The sequence below is a fragment of the Sporolactobacillus terrae DSM 11697 genome (genome assembly GCF_000648615.1).
GTDB classification, from domain to species: Bacteria; Bacillota; Bacilli; order Bacillales; family Sporolactobacillaceae; genus Sporolactobacillus; species Sporolactobacillus terrae.
Window position 1 is genome coordinate 62,739 of record NZ_JFZC01000015.1, and the last position, 13,820, is coordinate 76,558.

Here is a 13,820-nt window from a genome sequence, read left to right on the forward strand (position 1 = left end):
CCATCGCTTGCGCCTCCTTTAACGAATCCTTCTCCAATTATAAAAGAAAAACATCTTGCCGCTATTGTTGCGACAAGATGTTGCACAAGAATGAACGGCTTTAGCCCACTCATTGATTGATCATTGAATGCCTTTTTTCAGCAGCTTCTCAAATTCCTCGCGAACCTGTGGCACAGAAAGGCCAACAATAACTTGGAACGCTTTTCCATGTCGAACAACACCGTGCGCGCCACCCGCTTTGAATGCCGCATCCGGCTGAACGAGGGCCTCATCTTTAACGGTTACACGAAGGCGCGTTGCACAGTTCGTGACGTCTTGAATGTTGTCGAAACCGCCAAGCGCGTCAAGATAGACGGCAGCGGATTCCATGTATCGATTTGTACCTGCTGCTTTGTCGCCTGCTTTTTTATTCTTATAATCCGCTTTGGTGTAAAGCTGCGTTTCCTCATCATCGGCCTCACGACCCGGTGTCGCAAAATTGAACTTAACAATAAGGAAGCGGAACAAGAAAAAGTAGATGACGATGAAGATCAAGCCAATGATCCATTGGGTCACATAAGTCATCCAGTGATTGGCAAACAACGGAATCCAGTTCTTTGTTGCCATATCAATGAGACCACTGTCCATGCTGCCAACTACACCGAAGAAATACATCGCCGCATCCATGAATCCGCACAGCAATGCGTGAACGATGAACAGCACCGGAGCCGCAAACAAGAACGTAAATTCAAACGGTTCAGTAATTCCTGCCATAATCGCCGTCAGCACCGCAGGAATAAGCAGAGCGAGCACTTTTTTTCTTTTCTCCGGTTTCGCAGTGACATAGAATGCAGCGGCGATGCCAATCGGCGGCCAAACTTTATCATTCCCAAACAGCGCGAACCCGCCGGCTGGGAACAACTCTTTTAACGGTTTCGTTGATTCAGCGAAACTTTGCATATTGGCAAGCCAGGCCTTAACAATACCATCCGGCGTCACGGCTGGGCCAAACATGAATGGAAGATAGATAAAGTGATGCAGTCCGGTTGGAATCAGTACACGTTCAAGGAAACTATAAATGAATACACCAATTACGCCAGATGAAGCCATGAATACTTGCAGCGATGAAATGCCATGCTGTACGATTGGCCACAGCCAACAAGCTAAGAAAGAAACGGGAAGCATCACGAAAAAACCAAGCATCGTAACAAATGTCGACCCTTGGAAAACGCCGAGCCATTCCGGAAGCTTCACATCAAAGTAGCGATTGTGCAGCCAGACAACGATTGCCGAAAGGACAATAGCGCCAAGCACACTTGTATCCAATGTCTTGATCCCGGCAATCAGTTTCAAGCCGGTCCCTTGTACCTGAGTCGGATCAACATTAAAATTGATGCCAAACGTCTTCCCCCAAAAACCAAGGATTGTACTGACAAAATAATTGAACGTCAAATAAACAATTAAGGACTCCATTGCCGCCCGGCCGTTGGCTTGTTTTGCTAGACCGATCGGAAGTCCGACAACAAACAATAGTTCCATTTGATTGAAGACTGTCCAGCCACCATTTTGAATAATCGTCCAAAATTTATACCAAAACGTACTTGTATCCGCAATACCGCCAACGATCATTGGATTGGTCAGCATGATTGATAGTGCCAGGATTAATCCTGAAAAAGCAAACAACAACACGGGTGTAAACATCGCCCCGCCAAAACGTTGAATTTTTTGCATCATTTGAACCGCCTCCTAATAAGGTTATGAATTCCACACAGCGATAATCAATAAAATTCTGAACCCTTTAATCATAATATAAATGTAAACGTTTTCAATAATGTTTCGTTAAATGGGGAACAGATCATTGTTAAAGAGAAAGGGTCCAAGAGTTGGGAATTGTCACAAACTTCTGCGCAGCATGCATAACCGTCTAAAGCCCAGTGTATGAATGGGAGCCACAGGAGCACTTTTATTCATCAATGATTTTCACACTGTGTTTAATGAGATAAAACATGTGCTTCAGGTCTTACCTATACATGAGAATAAACGAAACGTAACATGACCGGTTGTCACCGGTGAGAAAATTCCCAGTTGACGTAACTTTATCCAGAAAGAAAAGCGCTTTCCCTAATCATGCAAAACGTATTGTAACCGCTTCAAAAACGTGTAACATGAGGGGTGTAAACGAAAGAGAATCAGAAATAGAAACCCAATAAGAAACATTACAATGGAGGGATTACCATGAAAAAGTTTTCAATCGTCATTGCTGGCGGAGGAAGTACCTATACCCCTGGAATTGTTATGACTCTGCTGAAACATTTGGATCGTTTCCCAATCCGTCAGTTAAAACTTTACGACAACGACGGTGCACGTCAAAAAGTGATTGCCGATGCATGTGAAGTCATTCTTCGCGAAAAGGCTCCGGACATCAACTTTGTCGCTACGACCGATCCGGAAGAAGGTTTTACCGATGTCGATTTCGTTATGGCGCAAATCCGTGTCGGCAAATACGCGATGCGCGATAAAGATGAAAAAATCCCATTAAAATACGGTGTGATTGGTCAAGAAACCTGCGGCCCCGGCGGAATTGCTTATGGCCTTCGCTCCATTGGCGGCGTGCTGGAAATCGCCAATTACATGGAAAAGTATTCACCGAACGCTTGGATGCTCAACTACTCGAATCCGGCTTCAATTGTTGCCGAAGCAACGCGCCGCCTGAAACCAAATTCGAAAATCCTGAACATTTGCGATATGCCAGTCGGTATTCAGGAACGGATGGCGAAACTTGCCGGTCTCAACTATTATAATGATTTGGAAGTTCGCTATTTCGGCTTGAACCACTTTGGCTGGTGGACCGCGGTGCGTGACAAACAAGGCAATGATCTCATGCCGAAGATCCGCGACTATATTGCCGAACACGGCTACTTGCTTCCGGGGATGAACGAAGAACCCAGCTGGAAGGCAACATTCGGCATGGCAAAAAACACCTTTGCCCTTGATCCGGACCGTTTCCCGAACACATACCTTCAATATTATCTGTACACAAAATTTGAAGCGGAACACATGGACCCGAACCATACACGTACCGATGAAGTGCGAGAAGGTCGTGAAAAATTTGTCTTCAGTGAATGCCGCAGAATTGCTAAGTCGCAGTCCATCGAAGGATTGAAGTTTGAACCGGACGATCACTCAAATTATATTGTTGATTTGTCACGGGCGATTGCTTACAACACGCATGAACGGATGTTGGTCATTGTTGAAAATAACGGTGCCGTCGCCAATTTTGAACCAACGGCAATGGTTGAAGTGCCTTGTATCGTTGGTGCAAATGGTCCGGAACGCTTGGCCATGGGCGACATTCCACGTTTCCAAAAGGGACTACTGGAACAGCAAGTTGCCGTTGAAAAACTCGCTGTAGACGCTTGGGTGGAACATTCCTATCTGAAACTGTGGCAGGCACTCACACTGTCACACACGGTTCCCGATGCAGCCGTTGCAAAGAAGATCCTTGATGACCTCGTTGAAGCAAATAAGGGCTTCTGGCCGGAGTTGAAAAAAGATGCGAAGGTAAAAGAACTCGAGCTTAGTTTAAATTAAACCTGATCATTGCCAATTTTCGAATACCCTGCTATGATTCTAATTAGCAGGGTATTCGCGTATCAGGGCTGGAGGTTAAACGTTTTCCTTCTATTGAAAACGCTTAACGTCTAACACCCCTTTCGATCCCCGCTCATTAAAGGAACTTAACAGGCAACAGCGATGGTTCCAAGGAGACAAGGATCACGACCATGAAACTTGAGATGCTGATCAACAAGAATTACGATCAATTGAACGAAACGGATCTGTCCACACTGCATTACATCATTGATCATAAAAAAGAATGTGCAGCACAGAGCATTACAGAGTTGGCGAAAAGCTGTAAAATCTCAAAATCTTCTATTCTGCGTACAGCTCAAAAACTCGGTTTCTCCGGTTTCAGTGAATTTAAGTATTCCTTAAAAAATGATTTGGAGCCTGACATGACGCATGCCATGGATTATATTGAGCAGACGCTCACAAACATCGACAAGACCATGGACCTATTCAAGAAAACCGATTTAGTGCCCATTTATAAAAAAATACAATCAGCAAAAAACATCTTCGCTTATGGAACCGGGTGGCGCAGCGCAATGCAATCGGTGAACTGGAACGTAATTTTCTAAACAGCGGGAAAATGATCCACAATCTGGCAGCCAAGCGTGAATTGGAAATGATTGTTCCCTATCTCAGTGAAGAGGACCTTTTAATTATTATTTCACTGAGCGGCGACATTTCAGATATTATCGAAATTGTTCGCTTTCTCAGTTTAAAGCGTGTACCGATACTCTCCATTACCAATACACGGTTTGATCGTAATGAATTAGCAAATCTTGTGCCATACAATCTATATTTTCTTGCAGCCGAATACCCAATTCATAAGACGATGCATGTCTCAGAGGATCCGACGTCTTTAGCTGCATTATCAGTCCTTTGTGAAGCATTCTTTTTTGATTACGTCAAACAAATCTCAACTAAGGATGGTGATATGAAATGAAGCAGAGAATCCGGAGCTTGCTGATGATTCACCTGTCGTTTAAAAAGTTGTATGGTTATCTGACTGCTTTTACCTTGGTTCTCCCTTTCCTTTACATTGCCTATCTTCTTTTGACGATGGTACGAAGCAAGACCGATTTTCAAACCCTCTTGCTCACCCATCCGCTCTATTCAATAATGTTTCTTGCGGTTATGCTGAACCTGCTGTGGGGATATCTTCTGTTCCGGCTGACACAAGAATTTAGCCATGTGGAGGGCAGAAACTATACGTATGCGCTCTTGGTTCTCTTTTCAATTAGTCAACTTCTAGTTGGCAATATTGTAATCGCTATCATGTCCGCCTTTGTCATGCTGCATTCAGAGGCACGTCTAAGCGATGGATTTAAACTTCACAATCTGTTGCACTACCGCCTTTATTCAGCAGCAGCAGCAGGGCTGATCCTTCTTTCTCTGTTTTGCAGTTTCGCCTTGATTCGACTGACCTTCTTTGCTTAGTCCCGGTCTTACTTCAGCTGCTCACTCGGGCGGTTATGCGTTGGATTCACAACCCTTTTGTTTCTGTTAAAAATTAGATACATTTTTTATTTTATAAGGAGTGATTGATATGTTTGGTAAATTATTTCAAAAGCAAACGGTTAAAGAAGAAAAGGTTTATGCACCCATTTCGGGTCAGTCACAGATGGTCACGGATGTTCCGGATCCGGTTTTCTCTGAAAAAATGATGGGTGAAGGGATGGCGGTTACGCCGGATATTCGTACACATACCGTCGTCGCACCGATTGACGGCGAAGTCATTCAACTTGCGTCAACCAAACACGCATTTGGCATTCGCTCGAAGTTGGGTGAAGAAATTCTTGTGCATATCGGACTAGATACGGTCGAACTCAATGGTGAGGGCTTTGAAAATCTGGTCAAGGTTGGCGATAAAGTCAAGGTCGGCCAACCGGTGATGAAAGTCGATTTTGATTTCATCAGCAAGCAAGGAAAAGGGATCGTTGTTCCGATTGTGATTACGAATACGGCTGAAGATAAATTTTCCTTTGAATGGTCGGAATTAACCCAGGTCAAAGCCGGGGAATCCGTACTCTTTACATCGACACTTAAGTAAAAAGCTCAGCCATGCATCAGAAAAATAATGAGGAGTGTTACTGTGAAGCTAGTCGCGATTGATCTGGACGGAACGCTACTGAACAAAGATCATCGAATCAGTGACGAAAACATGAATGCACTTTCCGCGGCGTCCGAACATCATCTTGTTGCGATTGCAACCGGGCGGGCAGTCATGGATGTTCAGGCAATGCTTGGCGGACGCGTAAGCCTGCCGGTGATTGCATCAAATGGGGCAACCATTTTTGATCACAGCGGCCAATTGCTAAGCGAGACGCCCCTATCCCAAGAAACTGCCGAACAATTGATTGCGTACGCGGAAAACCATCGCCTCTACTATGAAGCGACAACCGCCCATCATTTGCTAATTCCTTTCGATGGAAAGCAGATTATCCGCGAGGAACTGGACGTGAGCGATAAGCGGCTGTCAAAGGAAAGCGCGCAAAAGGCATGGGCACGAGCGGAGGTCCAATTTGCTCAGGCAGGCTGGCAGCCACGTTCAGAGATACGTTCGCTCATCCGCAGCGGTCACGCGGTTTATAAATTACTCTTTTTTTCCTTTAATAAGCAGGTTCTTACTGAGCTCAGGGAACAGTTTGCTAACCAAACAGATTTGTCGTGCACCTACTCACTCGGTTACACGTTAGAGTTCAACTCGAGTAAATGCGATAAGGGTAAGGGCATTCGCCAGTTAGCCGGGCATTATGGGATCAATCAGAAAGATACCATTGTCATTGGAGACAGTGATAACGATCTGCCCATGTTTCATGCGGCTGCAACACGAGTTGCCATGGGCAATGCCATTGCCTCGATCAAAGAAATCAGCTCCTTTGTCACGCTCGATTGCAATCACCACGGTGTCGCCTATAGTCTGAAAAATCAACTGGCATTGTATTAAGCCAATAAGAAAACGACCACTCGCGAATTTAGTGAATGGTCGTTTTCCATTTTATTAATTGAATTTTTCAATGACCTAAGAATTTAACACAGACCCGATTTGGCACAGCTATCGAATTTTGCAGCTCTGTTAATAAAGCCCATTACCACATTCAGACCGGTTCGTGTAATAATTGGATCACTTTCAAAAACACATGGTTAAACTGCTTTAGTTCACTACAAGTGCTCTGCGACCCATAGCATCATATATTTTAATAAACTTCTTTCGTTCCACGGTAACATCTTTGCCGCTCCGTTCTGTGGATTCACAGTCATTGAAAGAAACACCGTGTTCATCGATGCCGGTCATCACAATGCAATGCAGCGGTCGCGGCGCAAAGATGCTTTTGCCTGCAGGTGTGTGCCAATATCTGAGAATCGGCATTTCGTGTGAAATCGTAAACCAAACGAGCACCGGCTTGCCCTTTGCAACATAGTTTTCAATGACACTGAATGCTTTTCCATAGAGTGCCACCCCACCGCTCCGGTATTGGTCGAGCACCTGCTTCAAAGGATTCGGATTGATGGTTATGCCATCACCGTACGGATCGCCGACAAAACCAGCTTCCGGATCGCCCCAAGTCTTGATCGTTCCCTTCTCATCTCGCGTTAATGGGGTCGCATCCCGCGGCATTTGTGCTACAATTTTTTCTTTATCCACGTTAATGCCGTAGTAGTGCAGTGCCATGGTTAAAGCAACCGCCTCGCAACCGGTCGGCAGTTCCGGTCTTTGCTTGATTAAGGGTATATCCAATCGATGCATAGTTGTCACTTCCTCATCTGTACCTATTGATTCTTCGACGAACCGTGTTGAAATAATCTACCCATCGCGTAATTGATCGAAACGGTTCGTATTGCTAAATTATTCTTTAGAATCTTTTCCTTTCACTGGAAATAAAAAGAAATAGAGCAGTGCGACAAATAAAAGCCAATTCACCGGCCTAAATAGATTGTAATAGGCAACATGCGTGCGAAAACCAAACAGAATATCCCCGATTGTGAGTAGAATCAAATAAAAAATAAGTGCTTTCAGTACCGTTTTTACTGTGTCCAAAATACTTGTCCCCTCGTGTTCGTTTTTCATGATTCAATTAAAAGATGACATGATTCAATTTAAAGCGCATCTAATGGGAAGACTTTGCCGTAGATGAATCCGTGTATCCATCCCCTCACCCTTTCAGCGAAACACTTTTTATTCATGATACCATACACTAGACACGCCGAGGACGATCCTCCCTCAGGCAACGGGTGATGGTTTATCTTTGAAACTATTTGTAAACACTAGACGTAGTAAAATGGTAGCGGTTTTCGTTCTTGCTTTTTGATTGGAATCACGCTATAAAAAAGAATGAGCCATAGTTTATTCATTTTGTGTTATTCATCGTTTCTAAGACGCATGCGAGACCTAAGCGTTCCTGCTTCAATCGTTGTGAAAAAGGGAATAGACGAATGAAGGCTAAATTGTTAGTACTCTGGGAGTGACTGTTTTTGACGTTGCAAATACCTGATGATGTGAACCTGTTTGATGAGATGGTAAAGCAAGCGAAGCTGCATCCGAAGAAAGTGATCATTGAGGATACGCAAAATAAATTCACCTATAAGAAGTTTCTGATTGCCGCCAACATTATGAGCAAGAAGATTCGTGAAGTCGTTGATGATGAGAAACGCATCGGTCTTTTTCTTCCAAATGTTGTGCCACAGGCAATTGTCCTGTTCGCGCTCTTCAAAAATGAGCAGCAGCCGTGCCTGTTGAATTTTACAATGGGCGCGCAGAACATTATTGACTGCATTCAAACGGCTTCCTTGAAAACCGTGATCACTTCACGCGAATTCATTAAAAAGGCTGATCTCGGTTATGTCCTTGAAGAGATGGAAAAAGAAGTTAAGATTATCTATCTTGAGGATTTGAAGGCCGGGATTTCGACAATGCATAAAATCTCCGGTTTGGTCGAGGCCCGCGTTGCCGGACTGAAGAAACGAGAGATGTCGGAGGTCATCCTGTTTACCTCAGGCACCGAATCAAAACCAAAGGGCGTCATCCTGACCCATCGCAATATTTATGCAAACATTATGCAAGTCAAGGAACATATTGAACTCAGTGAGGATGATCGGATTTTCAACCCGCTGCCGCTGTTTCACTCGTTCGGCATGACGGTCGGCGCGGTTCTACCGTTTATTCTTAATATGAAAGCGTTCCTCTATCCGTCACCACTGAATTTTCGCGACATTCCAAAGGCGATCTACAAAGATAAGAGCACCTTATTTGTTGCGACCAACACGTTCTTCGCCAATTACGCTAAATTTGCGAGCAAGAAACAGTTTAAAACGCTGCGTATCGTTGTTGCCGGTGCAGAAAAGCTGAAGGAAGACGTCCGCGAAACGTATAAGAAAAAGTTTGGCATCACGATTCTGGAGGGCTATGGAGCAACTGAAACATCGCCGATTATCTCGCTCAACACACCGAAACATGTCAAAGAAGGCACAGTGGGCACACTGGTTCCGCTCATGGAAGCAAGAATTGCAAAAGTAGAAGGTGTTGAGGAAGGCGGCAACCTAATGCTGAAAGGGCCGAACGTGATGAAAGGCTACCTGATTCACGGCAAAGGTTTCGTGCCATGCGGCGAATGGTACAATACCGGCGATATTGCGCAGATTGATGAAGATGGATTTATCCACATCATTGCCCGCCTGAAGCGCTTTGCAAAAATTGCCGGCGAGATGATTTCACTTAATAAGGTGGAGGAACTGGCAATGGGATGCTACGGAAGTTCCGACTTTTACGCCGTCAGTATCCCGGATAAACGAAAAGGCGAACAAATCATTCTGTTTACCACCAAGGCCAAGGTCTCTACACGCGAGTTCAAAAAATTCATCAAAAGCAAGAAGATGTCGATGCTCTACATGCCGTCGAGCATTGAAACCGTTGATGAAATCCCGCTCCTCGGCAGTGGAAAAGCCAACTACTGGAAGATGGAAAATTGGGCAAAACAAAACAACTAAACGATCGACAGACCGGTCCTCACTTACAAGACAATCATTCTTGCAAGTCAGGGCTCTTTTTTTGGTTTTAAGGCATTGATTTTCATTTTAAGCAAGTTAACGTTTGAAGCCAGTCAAACCGATCCTATACTTTCTTCCTATAAAAAACAGAGCATCGTCACCGAGTCTCTGTACGGATTATGCGGTATAGGACATGTTTTCGTATTGCTTTGCGCCACTTTTTATTGGCATAGGCTTTCGGTGATAAATGCATCAATATGATGCAAGGTTTGTTCCTGGATTTGCTTCTCTCTATATTTGCGGTCAAGCAGGTTGCGCAGACAGAGGGTCTTATCGGCCGGACGGGTAACCTTTCGTTTAATTTCCTGACGCATCTGAAACAAAAACTCGAGATAGTCTTCGGTTTGATCATCCAGCCGCGCAGCCGCTTCATCTCGAATCCGTCGAGCGAGCAGCGGACTCGCTCCGCCTGTTGATACCGCAAGTGTCAACCTTCCTCTGTGACATACTGCTGGAAGTACAAAATTTCCTTCTTCATACCGATCGATGATGCTGACGAGCTGATTTGATTGGGCCTGTTCAGCAATTTGCTTGTTCGCTTCACGATCATCGGTTGCTGCAAAGACTAAAAAGGCTGTTTCGGCATCATCTATTTTCCAGGCGCGCCTCAACCAATGAATTTGACCTGTTTCCGACCACTTTTTCAACTGCTCGGATCCATGAACGCTGACAACCGTAACCGCAGCGCCCGCAGCGATCAAGGCTTTAATTTTTCGGCAGGCGACCTGACCGCCTCCCGCCACAACTGCTTTTCTTCCCCTAATGTCAAGCATAATCGGATAATACATGGTGAAGCGACTCCTCAACCCTTTTTTTCATTAATTGGATTAAATGCGGGTGGTAACCAAGCGGCCGACACAGAGTGATCGATGCACCTGCCTTGTTTTTCACATCAATTGACCGATGGATCGTTTTCATTAAAACACCGCTGAAAAGCAGATAAGGAATGACATAGACATGCCGCCACTGCTCACGAATGACTTGGTCGAGTCCTTCTTCAAAGGTTGGTTTGGCAGCGGCCATATAACAGACCGTCACCGACTCCATGCCTTTCTGATGCAGCAGATGACGAATCTGGGCAAAATTGCGTTTTGTATCGGGATCACTGGAGCCCCTGCCGACAAGCAGAATTCCCGAACCCTGAGGCAGAGGGTTTTGCTGCTCATGCAGCCGTTCAATTAAGAGCGACACGATCCGTTCATCGACACCGAATGGCCGGCCATAGATAAATCGCACATCGGGATAAAGGCGCTCTGCTTGTTTGATGACTCTGGGAATATCTCGCTTAGCGTGACCTGCCGTCAATAACAAGAGCGGCTGAACCAGAACCACTTCTGCGCCGGCTGCGATGCATTGGCGGATGCCGTCCAAAATCCCGGGCTGAACAATCTCGAGATAGCAGACCCGTTGAATCGGTGCATCGACTTGTTTCATGCATGACGAAAGAAACTGATTCGCCTGCTTTACGCCTTCATGAATGCGTGTTCCATGGCTAACGTACAGCACGGCAAGCATCTTATAAAGCCTCCTTGACGGGATCTGCGGACGGCTCCATTGCTTCGAACCCTTTTAATTGATCCCTGAGCCTGACCACTTCGCCAACAAGGATCATTGATGGGCTCTGTATTTTTTGTTTCGCTGCTTCATCAGCGGCATGGCTCAATGTACTCGTGACGGTACGCTGGTGTTCTGTTGTTCCCCATTCAATCAATGCGACCGGTGTTGACGGATGCCGTCCGTTTATAATTAGTTCATTCGTAATATGGGCGATATTGCCGACACCCATGTAGATTGCCAGCGTATCGACGCCGGTAGCCAGCTTTGCCCAGTCGATTTTTTCCTGTCCACCCGCTTTCGCATGCCCGGTTACAAAGGCCAGTGAACTGGAGTAGTCGCGATGGGTTGCTGGAATGCCTGCATAAGCCGGTGCAGCAATTCCTGCGGTAATACCCGGCACCACTTCAAAAGCAATCCCTTCTTTTGCAAGAAATACCGCTTCTTCACCGCCTCGTCCGAAAACAAACGGATCGCCGCCTTTCAATCGAACAACGCGCTTATTTTTCTTAGCCTGGTTGACTAAGATATGGTTGATTGCTCCTTGTTTTAGTGGATGCGAATGCGGCATTTTTCCGCAATAAATGCGTTTGGCAGTCGGTTTTGCTTCATTGACCAAAACGTCATTCACCAGTCGGTCATAGACAATCACATCAGCAGTTTGAATAAGCCGAAGACCTTTGACAGTGATCAAATCCGGATCACCCGGACCGGCACCGACTAAATATACTTTTCCCATCCGTTCTTCCTCCCTTACTCAAATCGTTCCCTTGGCAGAATCGCAAAGCCTGACCCTTTTTTTGAAATACTCTTTTTTTGCATCAGAGCAATATGATCGATCTGCGGTAATTTTAAAAGGGTATGATCCAATTCCCGGTCGACAACTCGGAAGGCTGCCTCTTCATTTTCTGCTACAGCGACGACTGGAATCTCCGATGTACCGGCCGTCACAATAAAGCGAAACAACTCCATGGCCCTTCACCCGACTTCCTGTGTGCGCGATTTTAGAATTTTATCAAGTAATTCTTGCAGAAACGGTATACCGACACGGTTGCTGAATGCATAGAAGCTCTCACCAAGCTCCTTGTTGTCTCGGAAATAAATCAGGAAGTCTTTCAAAACATCCGGTAATAGATCGTTAGGAATTCTCCCTTTTAACCGTTCGTTAAATTTGCCCTCACCTTCAAGTGTCCCACCGACAAACAGTTCATAGGCATCAATCAGCTTTTTATCCTTCGTGCGCAGCTTCAGTCCTTGCAAACCGATTTCGGCGATTTGACGCTGCGCGCAAGAATTCGTACAGCCAACCATATGAATACGAACCGGAACATCAATATCAATCTCCCGATCAAGAAATTCTGCGATTTCTCTCATGCGATCTTTCGTGTTCGTCAGGGCCAGATTGCAAAATTCATTGCCGGTGCAGGCAACTGCGTATCCGATAAAATGTGACGGTCGAATCGGAAAACGTTTGAAAATAACGTTTGCGAGCAAGCTTTCAACTTGGTTATCCGGAATATTGGGGATAATCAGATTCTGAGAATTAGCGGTTCTCAATTCGCCGCTGCCATAGGTTTTTGCAAGCTGAGCAAACGCATAAAAATCATTCGCTGCGATACGTCCAACCGGTACACTGACACCGACATAGCTGAATCCTTTTTGCTTCTGCGGATGCACGCCGTAGAAGAAACCTGCATTCCATCCTTTAAATTCATCATGACCAGTCGTTTCAAATGGTCCGGTCTGCTCCAAAACTTTCTTCTCGAACGTCTCAATGCCCCAGTCGGCAATCAAATATTTAAGCCGTGCGCGTGCGCGACTTTTTCGATAACCATAGTCGCGATACAGATTAGTAACCGCTGCAGCGATCTTCACCACTTCTTGCGGACGAACAAACACATTCAGCTGCCGGGCAAGATAAGGCTTCGCCGCAAGACCCCCGCCAACCAGCACATGAAACCCCTTAACCAATTGACCATCGATCACTTTGGTCGCCGGAATAAAAGCAAGGTCATTGATTTGGGCGTGCCCCGCGTTATAAATATTTGTGTTCACTGATATTTTGTACTTACGCGGCAGATTGGAATAATCCGGATTATCCTGGAAAAAGTCAAAGAGGTCTTTTACGACCGGACGTGTGTCAAACAATTCGTCTGCATCGATACCGGCAAGCGGATTACCGACAATGTTGCGCGGTGCATCGCCTTCTGCTTCACTTGTTGTCAGACCGACTGCATGCAGACGATCAAAAACTTCCGGGAGCTTCTCAAGAGGAACCCAATGATATTGGATTGCCTGACGCGTGGTGAGGTCCAAAAAACCGCGCCCGAATGCGTTGCCAATTTCTGATAGAACGACTGCCTGATTATTGTTCATAATTCCCGTCGGCACTTTCACCCGAAGCATGAACAATCCTTTATCCTGGGGTTTCTGTACCGTCAACCCAGCATATTTAAAATACATGTACTGATCTTTCGGAATGGATGCGAATCCTTCTTTCGCATACTTCGGAATATCATCAAAGATTGACAGCCCGTCTTTCTTTAACTTATTGATTTCATTTTTGTTGAGTTTCTCATTATTCGCCCAAACCTTTTCATAAGCCATCGGCGTCTTCC

15 protein-coding genes are annotated in these 13,820 nt (G+C 45.4%); 7 read left to right on the plus strand and 8 right to left on the minus strand.

The features are described 5' to 3' along the window. Positions 1 to 120 precede the first annotated feature (120 nt). Entirely contained in the window at positions 121 to 1,713 is a 1,593-nt protein-coding gene (locus tag AA84_RS0102400; RefSeq protein ID WP_028975865.1) for an alpha-glucoside-specific PTS transporter subunit IIBC, read from the minus strand. A gap of 495 nt (positions 1,714 to 2,208) precedes the next feature. Here AA84_RS0102400 and AA84_RS0102405 point away from each other — a divergent pair, with 495 nt between their 5' ends. From AA84_RS0102405 to AA84_RS0102425, 6 genes are all read left to right on the plus strand, one after another. Beyond that, positions 2,209 to 3,570 carry a 6-phospho-alpha-glucosidase gene (locus AA84_RS0102405; protein ID WP_206612236.1) on the plus strand — a complete coding sequence of 454 codons (1,362 nt, stop codon included), beginning with the start codon at positions 2,209 to 2,211 and terminating at the stop codon, positions 3,568 to 3,570. Positions 3,571 to 3,761: 191 nt separating this feature from the next. Beyond that, positions 3,762 to 4,175 carry a MurR/RpiR family transcriptional regulator gene (locus AA84_RS18260; protein WP_051577780.1) on the plus strand — a complete coding sequence of 138 codons (414 nt, stop codon included), beginning with the start codon at positions 3,762 to 3,764 and terminating at the stop codon, positions 4,173 to 4,175. Next, complete coding sequence (locus tag AA84_RS18265; RefSeq protein WP_128166966.1) at positions 4,130 to 4,546, plus strand: SIS domain-containing protein; 417 nt, start codon at positions 4,130 to 4,132, stop codon at positions 4,544 to 4,546. Before AA84_RS18260 ends, AA84_RS18265 begins: the two co-directional genes overlap by 46 nt. Continuing rightward, entirely contained in the window at positions 4,543 to 5,040 is a 498-nt protein-coding gene (locus AA84_RS0102415; protein ID WP_028975867.1) for a hypothetical protein, read from the plus strand. The genes AA84_RS18265 and AA84_RS0102415 overlap by 4 nt, the downstream gene beginning before the upstream one ends. 109 nt (positions 5,041 to 5,149) lie before the next feature. Then, positions 5,150 to 5,653 carry a PTS sugar transporter subunit IIA gene (locus tag AA84_RS0102420; protein WP_010023382.1) on the plus strand — a complete coding sequence of 168 codons (504 nt, stop codon included), beginning with the start codon at positions 5,150 to 5,152 and terminating at the stop codon, positions 5,651 to 5,653. Between the two features lie 42 nt (positions 5,654 to 5,695). Further along, positions 5,696 to 6,550, plus strand: a complete 855-nt coding sequence (locus tag AA84_RS0102425) for a Cof-type HAD-IIB family hydrolase (RefSeq protein ID WP_028975868.1) — start codon at positions 5,696 to 5,698, stop codon at positions 6,548 to 6,550. A 207-nt stretch (positions 6,551 to 6,757) separates the two neighbouring features. Here AA84_RS0102425 and AA84_RS0102430 read toward each other — a convergent pair whose 3' ends face one another. Continuing rightward, a complete protein-coding gene (locus tag AA84_RS0102430; RefSeq protein WP_028975869.1) occupies positions 6,758 to 7,351 on the minus strand; it encodes a C39 family peptidase in 594 nt (197 codons plus the stop codon). 99 nt (positions 7,352 to 7,450) lie between these two features. Further along, entirely contained in the window at positions 7,451 to 7,642 is a 192-nt protein-coding gene (locus AA84_RS0102435) for a hypothetical protein (protein WP_028975870.1), read from the minus strand. Positions 7,643 to 8,076: 434 nt separating this feature from the next. Between AA84_RS0102435 and AA84_RS0102440 the strand changes: the two genes are divergently transcribed. Next, positions 8,077 to 9,588: an AMP-binding protein gene (locus AA84_RS0102440; protein WP_028975871.1), complete on the plus strand. Its 1,512-nt coding sequence runs from the start codon at positions 8,077 to 8,079 to the stop codon at positions 9,586 to 9,588. A 221-nt stretch (positions 9,589 to 9,809) separates the two neighbouring features. On the opposite strand, the gene AA84_RS0102445 is transcribed toward AA84_RS0102440, so the two are convergent. Genes AA84_RS0102445 through AA84_RS0102465 form a run of 5 tightly spaced genes read right to left on the minus strand, consistent with a single transcriptional unit; the run spans position 9,810 to position 13,809 of the window. Beyond that, a complete protein-coding gene (locus tag AA84_RS0102445; protein ID WP_028975872.1) occupies positions 9,810 to 10,436 on the minus strand; it encodes a precorrin-2 dehydrogenase/sirohydrochlorin ferrochelatase family protein in 627 nt (208 codons plus the stop codon). Next, positions 10,414 to 11,163 carry a sirohydrochlorin chelatase gene (locus tag AA84_RS0102450; RefSeq protein ID WP_028975873.1) on the minus strand — a complete coding sequence of 250 codons (750 nt, stop codon included), beginning with the start codon at positions 11,161 to 11,163 and terminating at the stop codon, positions 10,414 to 10,416. Before AA84_RS0102450 ends, AA84_RS0102445 begins: the two co-directional genes overlap by 23 nt. A 1-nt stretch (position 11,164) precedes the next feature. After that, positions 11,165 to 11,941 (minus strand): uroporphyrinogen-III C-methyltransferase, encoded by a 777-nt coding sequence (gene cobA / locus AA84_RS0102455; protein WP_010023394.1) that lies wholly within the window; start codon positions 11,939 to 11,941, stop codon positions 11,165 to 11,167. Positions 11,942 to 11,955: 14 nt separating this feature from the next. Continuing rightward, the gene (locus AA84_RS0102460) at positions 11,956 to 12,174 is read right to left on the minus strand and encodes a DUF3906 family protein (protein WP_010023396.1); all 219 of its coding nucleotides are present in this window, start codon (positions 12,172 to 12,174) and stop codon (positions 11,956 to 11,958) included. A 6-nt stretch (positions 12,175 to 12,180) separates the two neighbouring features. After that, positions 12,181 to 13,809, minus strand: coding sequence for a nitrite/sulfite reductase (locus tag AA84_RS0102465; RefSeq protein WP_028975874.1), 1,629 nt, complete (start codon positions 13,807 to 13,809; stop codon positions 12,181 to 12,183). Between the last annotated feature and the right edge of the window lie 11 nt (positions 13,810 to 13,820).

Bases quoted from the DNA above. Each gene is read 5' to 3' on its own strand.
- AA84_RS0102400 (WP_028975865.1), bottom strand. From the start codon at position 1,713: ATGATGCAAAAAATTCAACGTTTTGGCGGGGCGATGTTTACACCCGTG.
- AA84_RS18260 (WP_051577780.1), top strand. From the start codon at position 3,762: ATGAAACTTGAGATGCTGATCAACAAGAATTACGATCAATTGAACGAA.
- AA84_RS0102415 (WP_028975867.1), top strand. From the start codon at position 4,543: ATGAAGCAGAGAATCCGGAGCTTGCTGATGATTCACCTGTCGTTTAAA.
- AA84_RS0102420 (WP_010023382.1), top strand. From the start codon at position 5,150: ATGTTTGGTAAATTATTTCAAAAGCAAACGGTTAAAGAAGAAAAGGTT.
- AA84_RS0102430 (WP_028975869.1), bottom strand. From the start codon at position 7,351: ATGCATCGATTGGATATACCCTTAATCAAGCAAAGACCGGAACTGCCG.
- AA84_RS0102445 (WP_028975872.1), bottom strand. From the start codon at position 10,436: ATGTATTATCCGATTATGCTTGACATTAGGGGAAGAAAAGCAGTTGTG.
- AA84_RS0102450 (WP_028975873.1), bottom strand. From the start codon at position 11,163: ATGCTTGCCGTGCTGTACGTTAGCCATGGAACACGCATTCATGAAGGC.
- cobA (WP_010023394.1), bottom strand. From the start codon at position 11,941: ATGGGAAAAGTATATTTAGTCGGTGCCGGTCCGGGTGATCCGGATTTG.
- AA84_RS0102460 (WP_010023396.1), bottom strand. From the start codon at position 12,174: ATGGAGTTGTTTCGCTTTATTGTGACGGCCGGTACATCGGAGATTCCA.
- AA84_RS0102465 (WP_028975874.1), bottom strand. From the start codon at position 13,809: ATGGCTTATGAAAAGGTTTGGGCGAATAATGAGAAACTCAACAAAAAT.